Raw genomic sequence first — 23,553 nt, 5'->3', positions numbered from 1 at the left:
GGTCTCTCCCTAGGCTGCGACAACAGCCGGTAACTTCTCGAATTTAATTGGACTTAGAGGGAGCGAGCGCGACTGATCTGCGTGGGCCACTGCCTTACCAATGATGATAAGTGTGGGTCCGGTGACACTGTCGTGCTGCTCAAAATTACAAAGGTCTTGCAGGGTGCCTGCAAAATTGCGTTCTTTTGTCTGGGCTGCGTTCTCAATCGCCATGACGGGCGTGGATAAGTCCAACCCGGATTTTGCCAGCAAGTTGGCAACTTTTCCTGCAACGGTGCGCCCCATGTAGACAGCGGTTGTCGCTCCATTCAGAGCAAGGTCCGCCCAGTCCGGGAGGACATCACCATGCTGGTTATGCCCTGTAGCAAACACCAGTGAGGAGGCAACACCCCGTAATGTCAAAGGAATTTGCGCACTGGCGGCGGCAGCAAACGCTGCGGTGACACCGGGTACAATCTCAAAGTCCACATCATGCTCACGCAGCGCGGCGATCTCTTCTCCAGCGCGGCCAAACACCATTGGGTCCCCTGCTTTCAGGCGGACAACCCGTTTGCCGGACTTGGCAGCGGAGACCAATAACTGGTTGATTTGCGTTTGCGTTGAACTGTGCGTTCCTTTGCGTTTTCCTACGCTGATGCGTGTTGCGTCGCGGCGGCCCATGGAAACCACGGCATCCGGTACCAATGCATCATAGAAAATAACATCTGCTTCCTGCAGGACACGCTGTGCGCGCAGGGTCAGCAGGTCTTCTGCTCCTGGGCCAGCACCCACAAGCCAGACATATCCCCGCTGATCCTGCTCACTGTTCAGCAAGCGATGCGCTTCGGTCAGAGCCTTTTGTGTCTCACCAGCAAAAATGTTCGCAGCTATAGTCCCTGAAAAAAATTCAGCCCAAAAGCGACGACGCGCACTTCCCGAAGGCATCAGCTTACCAACTGTAGCACGGAAGCTGTCTGCCAACCTTGCGAGTTGACCGGCTTCACGTGGTAACAGAGCTTCAACCTGTGCGCGGATGTGGCGGGCATAAACAGGGCCAACGCCTGTTGAGGTGATCGCTACGGCAACAGGTGCGCGATTGACCATCGCACCGGTGTAAAAATCACAAAGTTCAGGACGGTCCACCGCGTTGACCGGGATGCCTTTCTCACGAGCAGCTTCTACGATCTCACGATCCAGCTCTTCTTCATCAGTGGCAGCAAACACCAGGGCTGCGCCATCCAGATAAGCCGGGTTGAACACGCTAAGCATGAAGACGCCGTCCGCGTCTGCCACCGCTTCGGCCAAAGCTGCACTAGGGCGCTCATGGCTGACAACGCGGATGTGCGCTTTGGTTTGCGCCAGAAGCCTCACCTTCGCAGCAGCTTCATCACCACAGCCAACAACAACAACCATTTTGCCTTCAACCTTGTGAAAGGTTGGAAAGACAGCGAGTTTATTGCTCTCGTCCTGCTGTGTGTTGAAGCTCTCTACCAAAGCCATTGCGCTCTCCAAGCGTTTTGGGATCATTGGGAGCGAGTTTACAGAGTAGAGTTCCTCTAAGCTCGGTATGGCATTCCAAAGCTGGATGACTGCGTAGAAAAGATTTTTTCTCAAACAGAAAATGCAGAAAAGTGCGAGCGCATAAATGCGGGAAACATGCCATTCCCCATGAGAAAATTATTCTACAAAAACTCTCGGTAATTCGATTCTATCTTCACTTACATCACAGATACTGACCAAGTTTAGTACGTTTTGCTTCAGTAGCGGCCGGGATGTTCTCAACTGAGAAAAGGCCAATCTCACTACATCTCCGGGTCACGTGAGAGAGGTCCCCAACTTCTGTGGCCAAGAGCTTTGCTCAATCATCTGAAAATGTATACGCCCCGCATATTATCCTTTAGTTTCCAATAGTTAGTGGTGGGAACTCTGATATTTAGGAATTATTTCCCGGGCTTTCGTCAGGTTAAAGTCAGTTGAGCTTATGATTGACTAACAGACGACTTTACGGACCATTCGCTCATTTAGCACTTAGCCTTCTTATCAGATTTCATAGAGCAGGTGATTGCATGCAAGTTGCCCTTCCAAACCACATTGGCATGTTCAAAGTCATCAAGGCACTTTTCTTTAATCTACTCATAATTACGGGCCTTCAACTCACTGGAGGCTTTTTAACTGTGAGCCATGCTCAAACGGTTACCTGCCCAGATGATGGCCGTATTACTTTTAGTTTGGAAACCGAGGTATGCAACGATGTCTACTCCACGTATTCCAATTCTCAAAATGGGTTTGTATTGGAGTACTCAGGCCCGGGAACATTCATAATTCAACTACGGAAAAACGGTGCTTTAGCAGCAGATTCCGCTTTTACTATTAGCTCTGGGAATTGGACTAACTATGGCAGTGGACACTCCAAGACATGTAACAACTCCACCAGTGATTGTAATTTTTCATTTTCGGATGAAACAGAGAATGGAGATCGATACACTTTCTCTGCGAGCCTACCCGTTGGATCATTCATTGCTGTAAACTCGAGTGTCATAATCACCCGTGCGAGTGTTCAAGGAAATGCTTCTCCTTCCGCAACTGCTGCGGCCAATCTTTCTGTTGCTCGCACGACGCTCATTCTTGGTAATCAACCCAGTTTTTCCAGCCTAATGCAGCAGCCTCCCTCAAGGTCAGCCAACCCGATGGGGTATCTTGCGCTTAATGGATCGGAGACTGGGCAAAATGTTTTCTTCATGACCAGTTTGAATCGGATACGCATTGGCATGGCGGCAGGAGAGCGAAAACCAGCTGATCACCAGAGGTCCAACCAAGCTAATCCATCACTTGCTTTTGCTCCTCTTTCTCAGAAATCACTCAGCACAGGTGCATTTGCCCCACTTCTGACAATGGCTCCCAGAGCACAAGATACCAAACAAGCCGCTATTGAGAATGCGATAGGCGAATCGGATAGTCCCAGCCCTTCAGGACAGATACAGCCTGAACCTGAACCATTCACTGCAGTGCCTTATGGTGCTGATTATGATGTCTGGATCCGCCTTTCAGGAAACCGAGGAAAGAACGGAGATGCCTCATCCAACTTCTGGATTGGGCATGTAGGTGGCCATGTATTTTTAAATCCAGACTTTATTGTAGGTGGCCTTCTACAACTGGATTGGGTGAGCACCAGCGATAGTTCAATTGGTCAACAAGGACGTGGCGGCGGGTGGATGATCGGCCCGTATGCTGCTGCCCGTTTCTTTGACCAGCGCCTCTATCTGGACTTCAACGCCTCATGGGGGCGGGGAAGTAATGATGTTGGTGCGATTGGAACGAATGAAGAAAGCAACTTTGATAGTTATCGTTGGCTGATCGCAGGCAAGCTATCCGGGCCTATAGATTATCAGAATTGGCGTTTCACTCCAGAAGTAGGTGTCAGCTACTTTCGTGAAGAAGCAGATGGATTCTTTGATAGTGCGGGCACTCATATCGCTGGCCAAACAGCAGCACAAGGCGAAGTCCTGTTTGGCCCTTATGTCAGATACACCTATCGTTTGGATGAAGACACTTTCCTCCTGCCCAGTATCGGGATTACCGGACGGTGGAACTTCGGCGTTGAAAATCCAAGTTCCATAGCCAGCCCTGTTTTGGAGTCTGGAGATATAAGAGCACGTGTTGATGGTGGCTTAACTGGTGTGTTCCGTCGTGGGGTGAGCCTTGGCGTCAAAGGCTACTATGACGGCTTTGGTATCGCTAACTTCTACAATTATGGAGGTGACTTACGTCTCAACGTTCCATTCTAGAATTGGTAAAGGAGTCCACCTCACCCGCCATAGTGTGCGCTGACGATGACGCGGACTTCTACCAGGGCGCCTTCACGGCGGAGGCCGGCGGCTTCGATGGCGGTCCAGGCTGGGTAGGGTTTGGAGAAGAACTCGAGGCGGATGGAGTCGAACAGCTCGAAGTGATCGCGCAGGCCGATGTGGTAGCTGGTCATCTCAACAACGGCATCCATATCGACGTTGGCTTCACGCAGGATGCATTCGATCTTTTTGAAGGTGTTGCGGAACTGGGCTTCGGGGTCTTCCGGCATCTGGCCGCTCATATCCGCACCGGTCATGCCACTCAGGAAGATGTGGTTTCCCGAGAAGATGGCTGGTGACATGTTGAGCTGTTCTGAAACGGATTGAAACTCGTGTGGGAGCACTAAACGCTTGACCATGAAATACCTTTCTTGCACGTGCCTTCGGGAGCTTCAAACGAACAGAAGACATGCAAACTATAAAACCGCCCGCAGAACCTAGCAGAGGGCGGTGAAAATCCAAATGATGTTGTCGTGAGACTGGCTTGCTTCTTTTACTTGAAGGCGGAAGGAATAAACTCCACGGCCTTGCAAGAGATGTATTTACCGCGCCGGATCAGATTTCGGGAAGCTGATTTGTAGACGACATCCTTGAGCACCAGATAGGCTGGTAGTTTGGCGTTGGAGCCATAGACCTTCATAATCATATCTGCCCATTTTTTTGCCAGGTCACTTGGTTTTTCGACGATAGGTACGCCGTTGTGCTTTTCGCCAGTGTATTTGAGGATTAGTTCTTTTTGAACTGCAGGCTTTGAGAGGGCTGCTAATGCACCTGTCAGTGAGGCTTCCTGGTCTTTTGTTCTGCCGTCTGCTTCTGTACGGCCCCCTTCTGGTGCTCCGTCGGTCTCTTCTACTTCCTCCTCTTTTTCTTTAACGACGACGTTGTAATGGTTCTTCTTGCCACTTTCGTCAGGCTTGAACTCGATCTCGAACATCATTACCCAAGGCTGTTTGCTGGCCCATTTCTTGATGTTCTTGAGACTGGTGCCCTTGCTCATTTTTGCGATCACCTGCTGGAGAATGTTTTCCTGCAGGGCGTTGAAGGCTTCATGGGCTTCACCGAAACTTTCCAGCATGCCCTCGCCTTTGGAGCTGAGGAATTTCTCCAGTTCCTCTTTATGTGCTTTCAGCTTTTCAGCTTTGCGGGCCTGATCTGCCTTCAGGTCAGCAATGTTATCTGCGAGCTCTGCCAGATCTCCAGCCATGTTTTTGGGTGCTGCGCGAAGCTTTTGGGCCGCCTGAACAGACTCCGAGGTCTCCTTATACGTCACCACATGGACTTTCTTTTCAGGCTTGCCGCGTTTGAGTTTCCCTTTGAGGCCAGAGCGGTTTTCGCGGTACCAGACTTCCTTCACTTCCATATAGTCTGGCAGTTGATCCGATATGTCCTGTCCTTCTTTTTGAGCTGTCAGCAAAGTTTTTGCCCATGCCATGGAGGCCTCACTGGGAATGCCCACAAATGGTTTGCCGTCCGGTCCTGTTTCACCAGTCTCGCGGTGAGACATGGAGGCCATCATCTGGCCTGAGCGAAGGCCGTTGAAGACCAGCTCCGGCGTGGTTGCGAGCTCGGTTTTGGTTACAGCTTTGTGAGGCATGTCCACGTGGTTATCGACCATCGGGTCACCGGTGCTTGCCGGTATTTCCGGTGCTTTTCGCGTCTCTGATGTGATGGAAAAGTTGCGGCCTTCCTTTTTAATATTGACCTTCACCATCTGGGCCCATGGCTGCGTTTCTGCCCAGGCCAGGCTCTTCTTCATGTTGTTGCTTTTGTCCAGATGAGCCAGCACCATTTCTTCTGCCGTGCGCTGTAAGCCAGAGGTGGCGAAAACGGCTTTGGGCCGCTCATCTGACAATTGCAGGACGGCTGCTTCGACTTCAGCTCCCCGGTTAATTGCAGCTTCCACACAGTTGGTGCAATTGAGCGCGAAGGCCATTTGCTTGGAGGTGGCGGTGCCATAGGCGATGGCCTCTTCTTCCAGCTCGGCCAGTCGTTTCTTTTCACGCTCAGACACCGCATTGGCTTTGGCTTCATGCAGGGTCTTCATCATGGTGTCGCCAAAGGCTTTTTCGCGCATCAGCTCTTTGGTTGAGGCTACTAGCTCATTGCCCAACACCTTCATGTTCTGGCTGAAGAACATGATGGTTTCACGCTGTGCTGTGTCCATCTGGTTGGAGGGGGTATCGCTGGCCTGACGGAGATAGGCTCTGAACTCAGGTGCAGTTGACTGATCCTGAAACACTTCGCGGGTCAATTGACGGGATTGTTTTTTCAGCTCGATTTCGTGCTGCATCAGCACCATTTGCCGGGCTTTATTATCGCTCTCCCCCAGAGTGCCTTTAACCAGCCGATCCCATTTGACCGCCTCCGGGTCTGCGTAGGCTGCGCCCAACGGGTCTTCATCATAATGGGATTTTTGGGACTGGTAGGAGTTGAGGCGCTGGGTGAAGCCTTCGGTGGATTTGATGCCGGCGTCTTTCAAAGCTGCTGAGAGAGGGCGTTTCTTACGTTCCGCAGCCGGTGTGCCTTCAACGATGTAATCTGCGATATCAGGTTCTGTGGTCCACTCTGGTGTGTCTTCGTCCACTTGCGAGCCAATCGCCGCGCTTGCCTCAGAGGTTTTGCTGGTGACGCTTGCAGAGCGTTTCTTCCGGCCACCGCCAACGAGATCATGGAACTTCCAGTTCATCTCTGAATAGACTTTTTTCAGCCAATCATCGTACTTGGGGGCTGACTCTTGTCCTGGCATCGACACACCTCTCCTAACCTTGCGTCAGACAAGAGGTTTACCACGATCACATTGGCGTGATGATGCTGGTTTGAGGGCTTAGTTAGCGATTGGTGAGCTGCAAGGCCACAATGCAAAAGAAAAGCCCCGGCGGACCGGGGCTCTGATACTCATTTGTCTGGTTTTGCCGGGTTTACTTGAGGCGCTGCATGACAGAAACGTAGTTGGCAACGGCTGCACCGCCCATGTTGAAGATGCCACCAAGCTCTGCGCCGTCCACCTGAATGCCGCCAGCTTCGCCCACCAGCTGCATGGATGTGAGGACGTGCATGGACACGCCGGTTGCACCGATTGGGTGGCCTTTGGCTTTCAGACCGCCAGATGGGTTGACCGGCAGTTTGCCGTCCTTCTGGGTCCAGCCTTCTAGGATGGCTTTCGCGCCCTGACCTTCTGGCACAAGCCCCATGGCTTCGTATTCGATCAGTTCTGCGATGGTGAAGCAGTCATGGGTTTCAACAAAGGACAGGTCCTCAACGGTGATGTTGGCCATGGAGAGCGCGCGCTTCCAAGCTTCCGTACAGCCTTCGAACTTGAGGATGTCGCGCTTGGACATTGGCAGGAAGTCCTGTGCATGACCCATGCCGCGGAAGGCAACAGCCTTTTTGGCAGAGAGCGCTGTGGTGGTGTCCGTGAGGACGATGGCTGCTGCGCCGTCAGACACAAGTGAGCAGTCTGTGCGCTTCAGCGGGCCAGCCACGAACGGGTTCTTCTCGCTCTCATTGAGGCAGAACTCTACGCCGAGGTCCTTGCGCATCTGTGCGTATGGGTTCTCCACGCCGTTCTTGTGGTTCTTCGCAGCGATGTGGGCCAGCGCTTCGCTCTGGTCGCCGTGCTTCTGGAAATACATGCCTGCGATTTTGCCGAAGACACCAGCGAAACCAGCCGGAGTATCGCCATCTTCTGGCAGGTAAGAGGCTTTGAGCAGGTTTGCACCAATTTCACGGCCCGGCGTGGTGGTCATCTGCTCAACACCAACGACGAGCACGAACTTAGCGTCGCCTGCTTTGATGGATTTGACGCCCTGATGCACGGCTGCTGAGCCAGTCGCACATGCGTTTTCAACACGGGTGGTTGGCTTGAAGCGCAGCTTGTCATCTGCTTGAAGCACGAGGCTTGCTGTGAAATCCTGCTTGGAAAAACCTGCATTGAAGTGACCCAGAACGATCTCATCAATGTCTTCAGCGGCGAGACCGGCATCGGCAATCGCTTGCTTGGCAACCTTTGTGACGAGTGTCTCTACAGTCTCATCTGCCAGTTTGCCAAACGGTGTGTGTGCCCAACCAATAATTGCGGCCATTTTCTTCTCCCAAAGAAATTAAAGTGGGTGCCGAAAGTCTCGCCTCAAACCCGGCTCTCAAATGCGCGCAAATCGTTTCACCCCTGCGCGCGAGATGCAATCATACGGAAGTTGTAGTGAACGGGGCTATCCGAGGGACTTTATGCTAGGTTTTGTCGATCTGGCAGTCCTTTTCACCCAAGCTGAGTGATGGGTATTGGTCTGGCTTCTCCGCATAAGCAGGGTTTGACTGGCGGTGCGCGGCGACTTTCTCAGTCATCTCCCCTTATTTGATATTGATGGGTTTCTATTGGGTGAAAACAGTCCTTCATATTGGACGAATTTCGGAATGTGTAGGGGGGAGTAAACTCTAGATTATTGCGGATAATCCAAGAGTTTGAGGCCCGATATCTCCACCCAGAGCAAAATCATCGACATTGCAGCAAAGCGGGCCCAGCAAGGAAAGCCAACCGCTAATGAGCGATCTGATGAGGCCCGCATTCCGATGTCTGTTTTCATCATCGCGAAGAATGAGGAAGACCGGATCGGGCAGACGATTGCCAGCTGCATTCACTGGGCTGATGAGGTCATCGTGATTGACAGCGGGTCTACGGACCAGACCCTCACTGTTGCCCAGCGCATGGGCGCCCGTGTGCTGCACAATGACTGGAATGGCTATGGCTTGCAAAAGCGGTTTGGCGAGGACCAGTGCCGGAATGACTGGATCCTGAACATTGATGCCGATGAGGTGGTCACACCTGCACTGCGTGATGAGATATTGGGCTTGTTCCAGACCTCTGTTCTTGCACAGAACGATTTTTGGGAGGTGGACATCTGCGATGTGTGGCCTCACGAAACGACCGCTGCAAAACACGCCTACTCTCATAAGCAAATCCGGCTTTACCGCAGGAGTGTAGGCCGTTTTTCTGCCAGCTCGGTGCATGACACGGTTCGTCCGCCCAGCGATGCCAAGATAGGCATGCTGAAGGGGCATATGGACCACCGCAGCATTCCCAGCGTTGCCTTCCACTTTGAGAAGATGAACCGCTATTCCACCATGCAAGTGCATGAGATGCGTGGACGGGGTCGCAAGATGCCGAAGTCGCGACTGCTCTATGAGTTTCCCGCAGCCTTTCTGAAGGGCTATCTGGTGCGCGGGTACTGCCGATATGGCTGGTGGGGTTTGATTGCCTCCACCAACTATGCGGTTGGGCGATATCTGCGGGTCGCGAAATCCATTGAAGCAGATCTTCTGGAACAGACCCATTCATCTCAGAGGGGGGCGACTGCTGCACGGCAGGATAAGACCTGACCCAGCCTTCCACCCGATGTTCCTGATTTTTCAAAGAAACGACGCAACACAACAAACGCTTAGCTTCCTTCGCAGCCTGAGCTGGAAGGCAAAAAGAGCTTAAGCAGATAGGTGGCTTATTCAATGGCTGAAAAGCAACAGCAGGATCCCGCCCCTCTTGTCAGCGTGTTGATCCCTGCACGCAATGCCGCAAACACGCTTGGAGAGACGCTGAGCAGCCTGTTGGCACAAAGCTTCACAGACTTTGCTGTTGTGTTGGTGGATGATGCCTCCACCGATGAAACCCGGGAAATTGCGGAGCATTTTGCAGGCCATTTTCCGAAGGGCCGGTTTCAGATTCTTGAAGGGCCAGGTCAGGGTATCTCAAACGCGCTTAATACCGGGCTTGCGGTGATTGAGAGCCCATTGATTGCCCGCCTAGATGCGGATGATTTGTCAGAGTCGCTTCGTCTGGAACGGCAGGTTCGGATTATGAACCGGAACCCTGACTGGCAGTTGTGCGGGACAGAAGTCTCTGTGATTGATGAGGCCGGGCAGATCATTGACCAGATGGAGTGCCCGAAAAGCTCGGTTGAGATCCGCAAGCGCCTCTTTGAGAAGTGCTGTTTGTACCACCCGACCATTATGTTTCGCCGTGATGCTGTGTTGGCCCTTGGCGGCTATCGTCCGCATTTTGATGGCGCGGAGGATTATGACCTTTATCTGCGCCTGCTGGAGTATGGGAAGATTGGTGCTCTCAACGAGCGGCTTGTCCGGTATCGGCTGCATCCCGGTCAGGTGACAGCACGCAGTGGTCGCCCTTATCGGATGGTGGCTGATATGGCTTTGCTCTGTGCTGTTGCGCGGTTGTACGATGAAGAGGAGCCGAGTTTCAGCAAGGACACGCTGGCGAATGATGTGGGCCAAGCCCTGCGTGCCGAACTTCGGGAACGCGGCTTCTCACAGATCTCGCCCAAAGTGGCACGGCACATGACACAACGTATCAAGAAAGCCAAGGCACGATTGGAGTACCTGAAAGGACTGCTGTTTGTTGAGAACGCAAAGGCACAGAATTACAAGGAAGCGGCCAAGGCGTTGTTGGTGTGAGGCTGCGCTCACGATATTTGGGCGAGTTGTGCTTATGTGAACTCTAGGCGGTTTAGTTTTTAATCACTGTGGGCATTAATCCAGTCACGAACCATGCGCTGTCCTTCAGTGATTTGTTCGGGGGTAAGATGCTTCACGATTTCAGTGCGATTTCTTATCGCTAATTTATTACCCTGCTTTGCAGCAAGACTATGCCACATATAAGCCATTACATAATCTCTTGGTATCCCATCACCTAATTGATACATGACACCTAAATTGCTCTGGGCTTCACTATCACCAAGTTCTGCGCCCTTGCGAAACCAACTAAACGCTTTTGCATAGTCTTTGTACACTCCGGCACCGTTTACATACATTAAGCCTAAGCTATTCTGCGCTTTCGGATGACCATTGGTGGCAGCTTTGCGATACCATTCACGGGCTTTGGCATAATCTTGCGGGACACCTTGGCCGTTAGAGTACATAAAACCTAAATAATTCTGTGCCCGACTTAGGCCATCAACTGAGGCTTTGCGATACCATTCAAAGGCTTTAGCGTAATCCTGAGGCAACCCTTGGCCATAGTAATGCATAAAACCTATATGATACTGCGCTTTCGAATGCCCCTGCGTAGCTGCTGCGCGAAACCACTCAAGCGCTTTTGCGTAGTCCTGCTGCACTCCTTGACCGTTGTGATACATGACACCTATATTGTATTGTGCACCAGAAGAGCCCTGTGCTGCAGGTTGGCGATACCATTCAAGTGCTTTAACATAATCCTGCTGCACCCCTTCACCATTGGCAAATATTACTCCAAGACAAAATTGAAGACGACCATCACCAGTTGCATTCGCCAGTTTGATGCAGGATGATAGATTTTCTCTATTCCCCCCCACAGGATCACGTCGACATTCTTCAAGAGTTTGCGAACTTACTGCTGTTTTCCAGCCAATAAAAGCAAACAGAGAAAGCAAGAATAGTAATTTGTTGTGAAACATAACTTCCCTTACCACTGACTTTAACTACCAAAGATTGCACCTTACTAATCAAATCTCTTGTTCGGTTAAGACGTTGCTGGTGGGACGTTGCGCTCACGGTGCTTGCGCAGTTTAGTGCCTGCAGCATAGCCTGTTTGGAACCGAGAAGGCTCTTCTTCGGGGCTGCGCTTTAGGTGGGCTTGGTCCACTGCGCTAATTCTATCGTGATCTTTTCTGGCCCGAACAGGAACACCAGTTTTCTGTCGTTAAACTCCATGACTTCGGAACGGGCTTTGAACCCGGCGGCTTGAAGTTTTGACAGTCTGTCTTCCAGATCATCGACCGCGAAACACAAGTGATTGTAGCCTGTTCGGCAGAGGTCTTCAGGGTAAGGCTCGCTGCGTGGCTCTGGATAGCGGTAGTGTAGCAGTTGGATTTCGAACCTGGGGCTATGGCCTTTCAGAACCAACGTGACGTGCTCTGCTTCCAGGTTCGAAATGCCCATGTACTTTGAAAACACGGGACCGGAGATAACGAGGGATTTTGCTTCTTCAAAGTCAAGCAGGTTGAAGAAAGCACACGCCTCATCCAGATTGCGGACAACCACTGTCACATGATCAGGGTGCATTTTGTTGATCTCCTGGGTTGCGGCCGATCTGATTTTCGCCCTGCTGTACCAGTCCCGGTCCTCATTCTGACATGAGCATGTGGTCGATGAGGCCCTGTGTTTTATCGGAGCCGCTGACAAAGTCATCCCACAGGCTCATGAGCATGTCGTCGTAGTTTTCTGCGATCTGGTGAATGTTAAAGAGACGAAGCACTCTCTCCCGTCCTGCTTCTGCCATGTCTTCGCGCAGGGGCTGGTTATCAGCTAGATCGAGCAGTGCAGATGCAATCTCTTTGGGGGATCTTGGGTTGATCACCTTGCCAGTTTCGCCCACCGCCTCCCATAAGCCGCCAGAGTGTGTGGTGATCACCGCAGCGCCGCAGCTCATGGCTTCAATCGCGGTGCGGCCAAAACCTTCTGCCACGATGGAGGGCACCACTGCGATGGATGATCTTGCGAGGCGTTTTTGAACATCTGAGGCATTGAGGTTGGTCTCAATTGAGACACTGTCCGCGTGGCTTGAAAGCATCTGCCGGAGAGAGTTTGCTGTTGATTGCTCTCCCTCGTCGGTAACGGCCAGTACCAGGTTCAGTTTCCACCCCGTCCGATCCAAACGGTCTGCACAGGCAAGCCAAGCCTGCGCCAGATCGAACACGCCTTTGTCTTCCCTTGCCCGACCCACATAGATCACAGAGTTTTCTTTGGGGACTGGGGACCAGAGCTCACAATCTATGCCGTTGGGCACCACCACACTGCGGGCTTTTACACCCGTGAAATTTTCGCAGAAGTTATTGCGGGCATCTTCGCCAACCCAGATGATGCCTGCAAGGCGGTTCATTTTGCGGGTGTACTTCCAGCGTTTGAACGCGCTGTTGCGCTCAAACCTGCCATGCCTGTGCAAGATTACAGGGGTGCCGGGAAAGTCGGTGATGATCTGAAACGCCGTTTCTAGATGCTGATGCACGACGATCAGTTGCGGTCCAAACTCTGACAGCGGATCATAGAACTTTGCGGGCGTCGGCTTTCTACCCGGTTCTGTCACTGCAAAAACATCAACGTCTTCAAACAGATCCTCCTCGCCGCCTGCAAAAATACGCAGGTTGCTTTTGTTCTGGCTATGAAGCGCAAGATCATGAGCGCACAGATCTATTGATGTGGCTCGAGACTGGCAAAAATGCATATTACGCGGCATTACGATTGCAGTTCTCAATGCGGCCCCCACTTTACTGTTTGCATTCAGCAAAGCTTGAAGTGCGGGGACTGTACATTCCTTAGAAGTCTTCCTTCTAATATCAGGGGTGCTTCTTTAAGGAGGTGAAAATCCCTGATGTGCCCTGCTCTCCATCTGTGGGATGTAGCGCTCTTCCGGCTTGTAATTGGCGGAAAACAAAGGCATTAGAGCTGTAAATGTCATTGGCAGGAGCCTCAATGACCATAAGCGGACTGGATGGATCTTTGACAAAGCATGTTGCAATCATCGGAGCAGGCCCTGCCGGACTGTTTGCTGCTCAACATCTGGCAGAAGCCGGAGTGCGCGTGAGCCTCTTTGATCAACGCCCGTCCCCTGCCCGCAAGTTTTTAATGGCTGGGCTTGGTGGTCTCAATCTAACTCACAGTGAGGATCTGGAGGTTTTTCTGAGCCGCTACCGTCAAGCACATGCGCAACTGCTGCAGTCGGTGCGGGATTTTCCTCCTTCTGCTCTACGGGAATGGAGCGCAGAGTTGGGGCAGCCGACTTTTGAAGGTTCCAGCGGCAAGGTGTTTCCTAAAAGCTTCAAAGCCTCTCCGCTGTTGCGTAACTGGTTGAAATTGCTTGATCAGCAAGGCGTAACATTGCATGCGAACACCCGATGGCACGGATTTGATGAAGCCGGAGGAGTCCTGCTTCAAAAAGGCGATGAGTCCATTGAAGCACAGGTGTTTGACGCGGTCTTGCTGGCGCTTGGAGGCGGCTCCTGGGCGAAGCTTGGCTCTGATGGCGCGTGGGTTTCGACTTTACGTGACAAGCAGATTGACGTGAACGCGCTGCTCCCTGCCAATTGCGGATTCGAGATCGCGTTTTCGGATCACTTCAAGGACCGCCACAAAGGTACTCCCCTGAAGAAGATAGCTGTCTCTCACGGAGAGCGCCGTGTTGTTGGTGATGCCATGCTGGATGCCTGTGGGATTGAAGGCGGCGTGATCTATGCGCTCTCAGCTGATCTGCGTGATGCAATCCTTGCAACAGGGACGGCACAGATTGAGATTGACCTGAAACCGGATGTCTCTGCTGACAAGCTCGCGGCCAAGCTGGCGCGGCCACGTGGTAAGCAATCCATGAGCAACTTCCTGCGCAAAGCAACCGGTCTGCCTGCTGCCGCCATCGCTTTGATGTGGGAAGTAGGGCCGCTGCCGGTTGAGGCGGATGAACTGGCGGCGCATATCAAAGCTCTGCCATTGCAGTTGACTGCTCCGCGCCCCATTGACCGTGCGATTTCCAGCGCGGGCGGTATCTCGTTTGACGAGGTTGACGAGCACTACATGCTCACCAAACTGCCGGGTGTGTTTGTGGCAGGCGAGATGCTGGACTGGGAAGCGCCGACGGGTGGCTATCTGCTGCAGGCGGTGTTTGCCACAGGTCGCTCAGCTGCACTTGGCATGAACGCGTACCTTCAGGACTGACGGGTTTGAAACTGGCGCCTGTAGGCTGTTGGCGTGGTGCCATATTTGCTTCTGAAGTGATGCCGCAAGGTTGCTGCTGAGCCGAACCCGCAGAGGTGAGACAGATTCTCCATGTCCATCGCCTCTTCCGCTTCCAAAAGGTGCTTGGCTGTTTCCAATTGTTTGGTGCGCCGCCACTCTGCGGGTGCAAGTCCGGTTACCTTTGAGAATTTGCGAATGAAGGTGCGCTGGCTCATACCCATTAGGTCTGCCATTTCTGGCACGGACATGGTGTAGGCGCGCTTCTTCTCCAGTTCTTCAAAAAGCGAGGCGAAGCGTTTGCTTTCCCGTTCCTCGGGTACAGGCTGTTCTGCAAACTGGGTTTGCGTTCCTTCTCTGAACGGAGGTGCAACCAATCGTTTGGCAACGCTGTTGGCGATCTGTGAGCCGTAATCCTGCCGGATGATGTGAAGTGCAAGGTCAATGCCTGCTGCGCTACCTGCGGAGGTGAATACCCTGTCGGTCTCAGAGTAGAGCCGGTCTTCTTCCACGTTGACGGACGGGAACCCGGTTTGCAGCGCTTCGGCATAGCGCCAGTGCGTTGTGGCTGTGCGGCCATTGAGCAGGCCAGAGCGCGCCAGTACAAAAGCACCGGAGCAGATGGAAGCAACACGGGCTCCGCGATTGTAGGCCTTACAGAGCGCCTCAATCAGGTCCTCCGGCACCGGGGTATCAATGCCACGCCAGCCGGGGATGAGGATGATGTCGGCGTGATCCAGCGCATCCAGCTGTTTTTCGGCTTTGATCTCCAGACCACCCGCAGCACGGATAGGGCCGTCCTCGATGGCGACCGTCTCATACCTGTACCAGTTCGCGCCGAACTCTGGTCTTGGCAGGCCGAACAACTCGTAAGCCTGACCGAACTCGAAGGTGCACAAGCCGTCGTAGATGAGCGTTGCGACAAGTGGGCCTTCTGGGCTGCAGGGTGTGGGCTGGACCATCGGGAAATTCAACTCGAAAGAGATTGGCGTATTTTTTACGAATATAGTCATTTGAGCCAGTTTTTCGCAACTGGGAAATTCTTCAGATTACGGGGGCAGGCGAAATTCCTGTCATCACCCAAGGCTGTTTGCGGAGGCATCTCTCCTGCAAACTGCTTTAAAATAAGTGTTTTTGGTGCTCCTCTCCCTAATCAGGAGCATCCTCGCAGATTTGGAGAAATACATGTCCTCACGCGCGCTCGAATATTCGCCAGCTGACCCAAAGCTGGCACTCTCGCATTTCCGTTCAATCCTGCAGTTCGAAACAGACTGCTCTGATGTGCAGGCAGATTTGGCCGATGGCACTGCAGAATTCGTTTTGATTGATGTTCGCGGTGCTACCCGCTTTGCAAAAGGACACGTGGATGGTGCGATCTGTTTGCATCACCGCGATCTGACCGAACAGAACCTTGCCAAGTGGCCGATGGACACCGTGTTTGTGGTCTATTGCGCTGGGCCGCATTGCAACGGGGCAGACAAGGCGGCTTATAACCTCTCCCGGCTGGGACGTCCCGTGAAGATTATGCTGGGCGGTATGACCGGCTGGATCGACGAAGGCTTTGAGTTGGTTTCCTCGAAAGCTTCAGAGCTCGCTTAAATTACAAGCACCGAGGCTTAGCCTCGGTGCCACCATTAGTTTACTACGCCAAGCCTAGCTTTTCTTCTTAGCTTTCTTCTTGCGGGCTTTTTGAAACATGGTCTTCATTTCAGCGTCATCACGCGCCATTTTGCAGAGCTGAGCTGACGTCTTTCCCTTGTACGTTTTGGTGTAGTGCTCATACCGCTTTGCATAGATCGTAATGTACTCTTTAACAGCACATTTCCTATTTGCCTTTTTGCTGGTCAGGCACACAAGCAGCGCGGATTGAGCTAGCAAGTCCTGGTTCTTCATCTCCATGGAAGGACAATGTTTGTCGATGTAATTTGCTCGCGCAACATCATCCGCCTGCTCAACGAATAAATCCGGCAAGGAAGATCGTGTGGTTACACACCCACTCAACAGAACTGCAGCACCTAGCAATACAAATAATTTTAGATAATTTTTCAAAATATTAGCTCCTATCGTAAGTTAGAGCTAATTAGATGCATTAGGAACATTTTGCAATTTTAAGATGAATAGGATGCTTCCATTTAATTCAAAGGTTGCATCTGTGCATAAAAAAGGCACCGAGGTGGGAGGATACCTCGGTGCCAAACAAAGCAGGCATAAAAAGGCCGATTGGGAGGGGGAGGTACGGCCTTTAAAATCGTCGGGGCAAGACAACCTGCCTTGAAACAAGGAGGACCCACCAAGCAATGGAAACGGGTCACCCTTCAGTTGTCCGCATAGTGATATGCAGATAATCCCTTTTCAGGACTTATTGTTATTTTGGTAATACTGACTGCTACGCACTCAGTACTTAATGACGCCCTGTTAAACCAGTGTTCTTATTGCTATTGAAGGTATCAGGATCTTGTTATCATCAGGTTTTCAGAGATGGTGAACAAACACTTATCTGACACACCTGCAGAGAGACGCGGCCTAACGGCTAATTGAGGTGTAAACAGGGCGAAATACGGCTTTTCCATGGCGTATGGCCGTCAGCTTGTCGCAGTGAAAGCAGGAGTAGTCACAACGACTTACAGTAAGTCGCAAGAAGCATCTCTTTAAACTGAAGCTGCAAAGAGTATTTGCAAATATTGGACTGATGCTTCGATCATGAAAATCGATTTTTTGATATAAAATTCTGGACAGCTGAAATTTATTTTCCGGATAAGCAAATACAAGTGATCCGTTCAAATTTTAACAATTTGGCTCAATCTGGAATCATTGACTCCTTCCTGAATACATGCGTCAACTCTATTTACGTTGTTTGAGGGCAGGCTTGCGAAGTCTTTTGAGACGGTGTTTGCGTTTACGGAGGCCCCTGGGCAACGTGGGAGGGGTTTCATTATGCAAAAATTACTTAGGGCCGCGGCGGTTAGCCTGGCGGCCAGCGCGTTTGCGCTTTCTGTTTCATCAAATATTTCCTCTGCGGCAGAGCCGATCAAGATTGCCCACGTCTATGGTAAAACCGGTCCTTTTGAGGCCTATGCCAAGCAATCTCATGTGGGTTTGATGATGGGGCTGGAATATGCCACCGGCGGAACCATGGAGATTGATGGCCGCAAAATTGAGGTCATCGAAAAAGACAGCCAGCTCAAGCCCGATATTGGACGTGCCATGCTGGCCGAGGCTTACGGCGACGATGAGGTTGATCTGGCAATTGGGCCGGTCTCCTCTGGTGTTGCGTTGGCGATGCTCTCGATAGCCGAGGAATACGAGAAGCTGCTGATCGTGGAGCCTGCCGTTGCTGACAGCATCACGGGAGCCAACTTCAACCGCTACATCTTCCGCACGTCACGGAATTCCTCTCAGGATGCGATTGCAAATGCTGTTGCCCTTGGGCAAGATGGTGCGTCTATTGCCACGCTGGCGCAGGATTATGCGTTTGGGCGTGATGGTGTGGCTGCTTTCCGCAATGCGATTGAAAAGACCAATGCCAAGCTGGTGTTTGAGGAGTACGCACCGACAGACACCAAGGATTTCACCGCGAGTGCCCAGCGCATCTTTGAGGCTCTGAAGGGTCAGGAAGGACGCAAGTTCCTGTTTGTGATCTGGGCTGGTGGCGGAAACCCGCTGGCGAAGATCAACGCGATGAACCCTGAACGCCACGGGATTGAGATCGCAACGGGTGGCAACATTTTGGCGGCCCTGAAAGCCTATAAGGCCATGCCGGGTATGGAAGGCGCCACCTACTATTACTACGAGATCCCTCAGAACCCAGTGAATGACTGGCTGGTGAAGGAACATGAGGCTCGTTACAGCTCGCCGCCAGATTTCTTTACGGCGGGTGGTATGGCGGCAGGTATTGCTGCTGTCGAGGCGATCCGTAAAGCTGGCTCCACGGATACGGAAGAGCTGATCACCGCGATGGAAGGCATGGAGTTTGAAGGTCCGAAGGGGCTGATGAAATTCCGCGCTGAGGATCATCAGGCATTGCAGTCCATGTATCACTTCAAGATCCGTGTGGATCCAGAGGTTGAATGGGGCATTCCTGAGCTGGTGCGCGAACTCAAGATTGAGGACATGGATATCCCAGTTCAGAACCAGTAGGTCCCCGTTTTCATAGCTCAGAGAGGGAGCGGGCTACTCGCTCGCTCTCCTAAATCGCAAAAGATAACGCTTTGGAGCCGTGAGGGGGTTTTGCAGGATTACTGACCTCATCCTCAGTTGCAGATTGTCCCGCTTACGGAATATCAGGGCCTCAAAGAGCGAAGTACAAGACCATGGACATTCTCTTAAAGCTGTTTTTGCCGCTTTCGCTGGCGTTCATCATGTTTTCTCTCGGCATCTCCCTCACACTGCAGGACTTTAAACGCGTGGTGCAGATGCCGCGTGCGTTCAGCATTGGCATGCTGGGGCAGTTGCTTTTGTTGCCCGTTGTTGCCTTTCTCATTTTACAGGTGGTGGAGTTGGAGCCGGCCATGGCGTTTGGCGTGATGCTGCTTGCCTTCGCCCCGGGTGGTGTCACCTCCAACATGCTGACACGGTTCAGCGGCGGCTCTGTCGCGCTGGCGGTGTCGCTCACAGCCGTGACCAGTGTGCTGTGTGTGTTGACGGTGCCGGTTTTTGCAGCGGCATCCGCAAACTACTTTCTTGGTGCGGCCATGCCCAAGATTGATGTGACGTCTATTGGCATTTCCATGGCACTGATTACGGCTGTTCCCGTTGCGATTGGGGTTCTCGTCAATCATATGGCGCCATCGTTCACCGCCGCAATTTCCAAAGTAGTGTCGCTGTTGGCTTCCGTACTGTTTGTAGTGATCGTGCTTGGAGCCATTGCCACCAATTGGTCTGTGCTGACGGCCAACATTCTGGAACTGGGGCCAGTCCTTATTTTGCTGAATGTTGTGATGCTGCTGGTTGGGTATGGCGGCGCCAAGCTTATGAAGCTCTCGCATCCTGACAGTGTTGCGATTGCTATGGAGGTGGGCATCCAAAATGCCACGCTTGGGATCACCGTTGGGGCTTTGATCGCAATGAACGGCGAAGCATTGCCGCCATACAGTCTGGCCTCCGGTATTTACGGCATCACCATGTATGGCTGTGCCTTCCTCTTCATCCTCTGGGCACGGCGGAAAGCGCGGGCAAACCCGAGCCTTCGCGCCCAAAATGAACTCTCATAAAGGGCAGGTCTTTGGAATTACAGAAAGACGAAAAGCCGGTTCTGAGTACGCATGGTCTGACCATTCGTTTTGGTGGGCATGTGGCTGTAGATACTGTGTCCTGTGATTTTCATCGCGGAACGCTGACTGCCATTGTGGGGCCGAATGGTGCTGGCAAGACCACTTACTTCAACCTGATTTCCGGCCAATTAGCCGCCAGTGCTGGTCATGTCTGGTTTAATGGCGAAGACATCACGCGCCTTTCAGTTGCCGACAGGACCCTGCGGGGCATCGGGCGGGCGTTTCAGATGACCAATCTGTTTCCCGGCCTGAGCGTTCGGGAGAATGCTCGGCTGGCGGTGCAGGCTCATCAGCGGATGGGTATGGATTTGTTTTCCATGGCGGACAGCCATGTGGAGCTGATCCAACGAGCAGAGCACATTCTGGCAGAGGTGCATTTGCTGGATAAGGCCGAGCAGATCACATCCGAGCTGTCACATGGAGACCAGCGCAAGCTGGAGGTGGCGCTGATGATTGCCATTGGTCCGCAGGTGCTGATGTTTGATGAGCCGACAGCAGGCATGAGCGTTGATGAAGTGCCGGTTGTGCTGGACCTGATCCGTGAGTTGAAGCAGGACAAGGACCGCACGATTTTGCTGGTTGAACACAAGATGGATGTGATCCGCTCATTGGCTGACCGGATAATTGTGCTGCACAACGGAGAGCTGGTGGCAGATGGGGATCCTACTGAAGTGATCGCCTCTCCGGTGGTTCAGCAGGCTTATCTAGGTGTTGCACCTGAAGAGAAAACAGAGGGTGCGCATGTCTGATGCTCTTCTCAGTCTAAACAGCGTTCACACGCATATTGGCCCCTACCACATTTTGCAGGGCGTTGATCTGGAAGTTCCACGCGGTGGTGTCACGGTTCTGCTGGGGCGGAATGGCGCTGGCAAGACCACAACGCTGCGGACCATCATGGGGCTGTGGCAGGCCTCAAAAGGGACGATCCAGTTTGATGGAGCGGAGATCCAGAAAGAGACGACACCTGCCATTGCCCAGCGTGAGATTGCTTTTGTGCCGGAGGATATGGGCATCTTCACCGATTTGACCGTGCATGAAAACATGCTTCTGGCTGCACGGAACAGTGCGATTGATGAGGAACGGCTGGGATGGATCTTTGGCCTGTTCCCTCCCCTCAAAACATTCTGGCAGAGTGCTGCGGGTAATCTTTCCGGCGGGCAAAAGCAGATGCTGGCGGTGGCTCGCGCAATCATTGAGCCGAGGAAGTTGATCCTGATTGATGAGCCAACCAAGGGGCTGGCTCCTGCAATCATCAACGCCATGATTGCAGCCCTGAAAGAACTGAAAGAGATGCAGACCACGATTTTGCTGGTGGAGCAGAACTTTTCCATGGCGCGCGCAGTGGGAGACACCGTTGCCGTGATGGATGACGGGCGGATTGTTTATTCCGGCGCCATGGCAGAGCTGGCAGCTGATGCAGGATTGCAGGAGAGGCTGATGGGACTTTCACTGGAGGCACACCAGTGAGCGACAGCCTGATTAAACCGCGCATCGAGCGCCCTTCTCTCTCTCAGACTATCGAAGCCAAGGCACCGCTGCTGCTTGTGCCTGTGCTGATGGTGATCGGCTTGCTCGCGATTGGTTCCGGCTCCACCTGGTTGACGCTGACGGCGGCGGGACTGGCGATGGGAATGATGATTTTCATCATGGCATCCGGTCTTACTGTCATCTTCGGCCTGATGGACGTGATCAACTTCGGGCATGGGGCGTTTATTTCGCTTGGAGCCTTTGCAGGGTTTACCATTTTGGGTCTGCTGGGTGGCTGGATTGAGAGCCCCAGTATTGCGCTTAATCTGGGGGCTGTTCTGCTTGCTGTGGCGTTTGCCATGCTGGTGACGGGCCTTGCGGGCTATGGCTTTGAGCGGCTGATTGTGAAGCCGGTGTACGGGCAACATCTGAAGCAGATCCTCGTGACCATGGGCGGGCTGGTTGTGACGCAGCAGCTGATCTATGTGATCTGGGGGCCGGATGAGATCGTGCTGGCGCGGCCTGCTGCGTTTCAGGGTTCTTTTGTGGTGCTGGGAGCTGCCATTGAGAAATACCGTGTGTTGGCCATTGTAATCGGGCTGGCTTTGTTTGTTGCCATGCGGCTGGTGCTGAACCGGACACGCATCGGGTTGCTGGTGCGGGCTGGGGTTCAGAATGGCGAGATGGTGGAAGCTCTGGGGTATCCGATAGAGAAGCTGTTTCTGGCGGTGTTCATGGTGGGCTGTGCTTTAGCGGGGCTCGGCGGTGTGATGTGGGGCATGTATCAGGAAACCATTAGTGCTCATATGGGGGCTGAGGTGATGATCTCCGTGTTTATCGTGGTGATCATCGGCGGGCTTGGGTCCATTGAAGGCTGTTTCATCGGCGCGATGCTGGTGGGCTTATTGACCAACTACACCGGCTTCCTGATCCCCAAACTGGCGTTGGTTTCAACGATTCTGCTGATGGGGGCTGTGCTGATGTGGCGACCTCAGGGGCTTTACCCCGTCGTCAAAGCGCATTGAGGAGTTTGTCTGATGATTGTGAAGCTCCTTTCCGGTGACCGTCCACGCAGCAAAATGCTTAGTGCTGTTCTGCTGCTCATTCTGTTTGGGTTGCTGTTTGCGCCCTTTCTGTTTCCCGGCACGCGTTCGTTAGATACGGCTGCTCGCATCTGCATCTTCATTGTGCTGGTGGCCAGTTATGATTTGTTGCTGGGGTATACGGGCGTGGTGTCCTTTGCGCATACGATGTTCTTTGGCATCGGGGCTTATGGGACGGCCATTGCACTGGTGAACATGGGCGCCTCTTACAGTGCGATTGCACTTGGCACTGTGTGCGGTGCGCTGGTTGCCGGGGCCTTTGCGTTTGTGATTGCGCTGTTCTCACTACGGGTCAAAGCAATCTTCTTTGCCATGATGACTTTGGCCGTAGCGAGTGCGTTTCTGGTGCTGGTCTCGCAACTTTCCGGCTTCACTGGTGGCGAGGACGGGCTGAGCTATCGTATCCCGCGGGAGATGACGCCTGCGTTCAAGGTGGTGAAGGAGAAGGTGCTCGGGGTTCGTCTCAATGGCAAGCTGATCACGTACTATGTGGTCTTCTTCAGCAGCCTGTGTCTGTTCCTTGTTTTGCTACGCATGGTGAACTCTCCGTTTGGCCGTGTTCTGCAAGCTATCCGAGAGAATGCATTCCGTGCGGAAGCGATTGGCTACAAGGTGGTGCGATATCGCAGTGTGGCGACAATTCTGTCTGCGGTGATGGCAGCACTTGCAGGTTCGCTGATGGCCCTCTGGCTGCGCTACACTGGACCAGCGACAACGCTCTCCATGGATATAATGGTGGACATTCTGTTGATGGTTGTGATTGGCGGAATGGGGAGCATGTACGGCGCCGTTATCGGGGCTGTCCTGTTCCTTCTCACCCAGTCTTATTTGCAGAACCTCTTGGGCCTCCTTCAGGAATCGCTGGGTAGTCTGCCTATAGTGTCAGAGGTGGTTTCACCGGAACGCTGGCTGCTTTGGTTGGGAATGTTATTTATCTGCAGTATTTACTGGTTCCCTAAGGGCATCGTGGGCCGTTTAAGAGGAACATAATGCCTCAATTGGGCTCTTTTTTTAAATTGCACCTTGTGGATTTCTTAAGGAGCAACTACATCGGTAGGGACGAGCAAGCTAAGAGATTTGCTTATCCCGTAGTATTAGAGGGGCGACATATGACCCGCCTCCCTATATGAACCATTAGGACTGATTTCTTTTAGAAAGAATGAGAGCTCAGACCTTATGACTGCGGGC

At 52.7% G+C, this 23,553-nt stretch carries 20 protein-coding genes; 11 read left to right on the top strand and 9 right to left on the bottom strand.

Going from position 1 to position 23,553, the window contains the following annotated elements; genetic code table 11:
* Positions 1 to 9: 9 nt before the first annotated feature.
* The gene (gene cysG, locus PsAD46_RS05995; RefSeq protein WP_208980824.1) at positions 10 to 1,479 is read right to left on the bottom strand and encodes a siroheme synthase CysG; all 1,470 of its coding nucleotides are present in this window, start codon (positions 1,477 to 1,479) and stop codon (positions 10 to 12) included.
* Between the two features lie 566 nt (positions 1,480 to 2,045).
* On the opposite strand from cysG, the gene PsAD46_RS27870 reads away from it, so the two are divergent.
* Positions 2,046 to 3,764, top strand: coding sequence for an autotransporter outer membrane beta-barrel domain-containing protein (locus tag PsAD46_RS27870; RefSeq protein WP_153040699.1), 1,719 nt, complete (start codon positions 2,046 to 2,048; stop codon positions 3,762 to 3,764).
* A gap of 20 nt (positions 3,765 to 3,784) precedes the next feature.
* Here PsAD46_RS27870 and PsAD46_RS05985 read toward each other — a convergent pair whose 3' ends face one another.
* From PsAD46_RS05985 to PsAD46_RS05975, 3 genes are all read right to left on the bottom strand, one after another.
* The gene (locus PsAD46_RS05985; protein ID WP_063286871.1) at positions 3,785 to 4,183 is read right to left on the bottom strand and encodes a RidA family protein; all 399 of its coding nucleotides are present in this window, start codon (positions 4,181 to 4,183) and stop codon (positions 3,785 to 3,787) included.
* 134 nt (positions 4,184 to 4,317) lie between these two features.
* Positions 4,318 to 6,570, bottom strand: coding sequence for a hypothetical protein (locus PsAD46_RS05980; RefSeq protein ID WP_063306368.1), 2,253 nt, complete (start codon positions 6,568 to 6,570; stop codon positions 4,318 to 4,320).
* Positions 6,571 to 6,742: 172 nt separating this feature from the next.
* Entirely contained in the window at positions 6,743 to 7,906 is a 1,164-nt protein-coding gene (locus tag PsAD46_RS05975; protein ID WP_063286869.1) for an acetyl-CoA acetyltransferase, read from the bottom strand.
* Positions 7,907 to 8,282: 376 nt separating this feature from the next.
* On the opposite strand from PsAD46_RS05975, the gene PsAD46_RS05970 reads away from it, so the two are divergent.
* Positions 8,283 to 9,197 carry a glycosyltransferase family 2 protein gene (locus PsAD46_RS05970; RefSeq protein WP_063306367.1) on the top strand — a complete coding sequence of 305 codons (915 nt, stop codon included), beginning with the start codon at positions 8,283 to 8,285 and terminating at the stop codon, positions 9,195 to 9,197.
* 123 nt (positions 9,198 to 9,320) lie between these two features.
* Positions 9,321 to 10,283, top strand: coding sequence for a glycosyltransferase (locus PsAD46_RS05965; RefSeq protein WP_063306366.1), 963 nt, complete (start codon positions 9,321 to 9,323; stop codon positions 10,281 to 10,283).
* A 59-nt stretch (positions 10,284 to 10,342) separates the two neighbouring features.
* Here the strand turns inward: PsAD46_RS05965 and PsAD46_RS05960 are convergent, their stop codons facing one another.
* The 3 genes from PsAD46_RS05960 to PsAD46_RS05950 all read right to left on the bottom strand — a co-directional run bounded on the left by PsAD46_RS05960 (position 10,343) and on the right by PsAD46_RS05950 (position 13,056).
* Positions 10,343 to 11,260 (bottom strand): tetratricopeptide repeat protein, encoded by a 918-nt coding sequence (locus PsAD46_RS05960; RefSeq protein ID WP_063306365.1) that lies wholly within the window; start codon positions 11,258 to 11,260, stop codon positions 10,343 to 10,345.
* A gap of 169 nt (positions 11,261 to 11,429) precedes the next feature.
* Complete coding sequence (locus PsAD46_RS05955) at positions 11,430 to 11,867, bottom strand: VOC family protein (RefSeq protein ID WP_063306364.1); 438 nt, start codon at positions 11,865 to 11,867, stop codon at positions 11,430 to 11,432.
* A 61-nt stretch (positions 11,868 to 11,928) separates the two neighbouring features.
* On the bottom strand, positions 11,929 to 13,056 hold the full coding sequence (locus PsAD46_RS05950; protein ID WP_208981689.1) for a glycosyltransferase family 4 protein: 1,128 nt from the start codon (positions 13,054 to 13,056) through the stop codon (positions 11,929 to 11,931).
* Between the two features lie 218 nt (positions 13,057 to 13,274).
* Here PsAD46_RS05950 and PsAD46_RS05945 point away from each other — a divergent pair, with 218 nt between their 5' ends.
* Positions 13,275 to 14,507 carry a TIGR03862 family flavoprotein gene (locus PsAD46_RS05945; RefSeq protein WP_063306363.1) on the top strand — a complete coding sequence of 411 codons (1,233 nt, stop codon included), beginning with the start codon at positions 13,275 to 13,277 and terminating at the stop codon, positions 14,505 to 14,507.
* Here the strand turns inward: PsAD46_RS05945 and ftrA are convergent.
* On the bottom strand, positions 14,498 to 15,487 hold the full coding sequence (gene ftrA, locus PsAD46_RS05940) for a transcriptional regulator FtrA (protein ID WP_063306399.1): 990 nt from the start codon (positions 15,485 to 15,487) through the stop codon (positions 14,498 to 14,500). The genes PsAD46_RS05945 and ftrA overlap by 10 nt on opposite strands.
* 223 nt (positions 15,488 to 15,710) lie before the next feature.
* On the opposite strand from ftrA, the gene PsAD46_RS05935 reads away from it, so the two are divergent.
* Complete coding sequence (locus PsAD46_RS05935; RefSeq protein WP_063306362.1) at positions 15,711 to 16,124, top strand: rhodanese-like domain-containing protein; 414 nt, start codon at positions 15,711 to 15,713, stop codon at positions 16,122 to 16,124.
* Between the two features lie 54 nt (positions 16,125 to 16,178).
* On the opposite strand, the gene PsAD46_RS05930 is transcribed toward PsAD46_RS05935, so the two are convergent.
* Complete coding sequence (locus PsAD46_RS05930; RefSeq protein ID WP_153039676.1) at positions 16,179 to 16,574, bottom strand: hypothetical protein; 396 nt, start codon at positions 16,572 to 16,574, stop codon at positions 16,179 to 16,181.
* Positions 16,575 to 17,459: 885 nt separating this feature from the next.
* Here PsAD46_RS05930 and PsAD46_RS05925 point away from each other — a divergent pair.
* The 6 genes from PsAD46_RS05925 to PsAD46_RS05900 all read left to right on the top strand — a co-directional run bounded on the left by PsAD46_RS05925 (position 17,460) and on the right by PsAD46_RS05900 (position 23,355).
* Complete coding sequence (locus tag PsAD46_RS05925) at positions 17,460 to 18,662, top strand: substrate-binding domain-containing protein (RefSeq protein WP_063306361.1); 1,203 nt, start codon at positions 17,460 to 17,462, stop codon at positions 18,660 to 18,662.
* Between the two features lie 173 nt (positions 18,663 to 18,835).
* On the top strand, positions 18,836 to 19,735 hold the full coding sequence (locus tag PsAD46_RS05920; protein ID WP_063306360.1) for a bile acid:sodium symporter family protein: 900 nt from the start codon (positions 18,836 to 18,838) through the stop codon (positions 19,733 to 19,735).
* Positions 19,736 to 19,746: 11 nt separating this feature from the next.
* Positions 19,747 to 20,544: an ABC transporter ATP-binding protein gene (locus PsAD46_RS05915; protein ID WP_063291414.1), complete on the top strand. Its 798-nt coding sequence runs from the start codon at positions 19,747 to 19,749 to the stop codon at positions 20,542 to 20,544.
* Positions 20,537 to 21,262, top strand: a complete 726-nt coding sequence (locus PsAD46_RS05910; protein ID WP_063306359.1) for an ABC transporter ATP-binding protein — start codon at positions 20,537 to 20,539, stop codon at positions 21,260 to 21,262. The genes PsAD46_RS05915 and PsAD46_RS05910 overlap by 8 nt, the downstream gene beginning before the upstream one ends.
* Positions 21,259 to 22,287, top strand: coding sequence for a branched-chain amino acid ABC transporter permease (locus PsAD46_RS05905; RefSeq protein WP_063304187.1), 1,029 nt, complete (start codon positions 21,259 to 21,261; stop codon positions 22,285 to 22,287). Before PsAD46_RS05910 ends, PsAD46_RS05905 begins: the two co-directional genes overlap by 4 nt.
* 12 nt (positions 22,288 to 22,299) lie before the next feature.
* Positions 22,300 to 23,355: a branched-chain amino acid ABC transporter permease gene (locus PsAD46_RS05900; protein WP_063306358.1), complete on the top strand. Its 1,056-nt coding sequence runs from the start codon at positions 22,300 to 22,302 to the stop codon at positions 23,353 to 23,355.
* Positions 23,356 to 23,553 lie beyond the last annotated feature (198 nt).

The organism is Pseudovibrio sp. Ad46 (genome assembly GCF_001623065.1).
Taxonomy (GTDB): Bacteria; Pseudomonadota; Alphaproteobacteria; order Rhizobiales; family Stappiaceae; genus Pseudovibrio.
The sequence above is the reverse complement of the archived record's forward strand: the minus strand, read 5'-3'. Positions and strand labels throughout refer to the sequence as shown.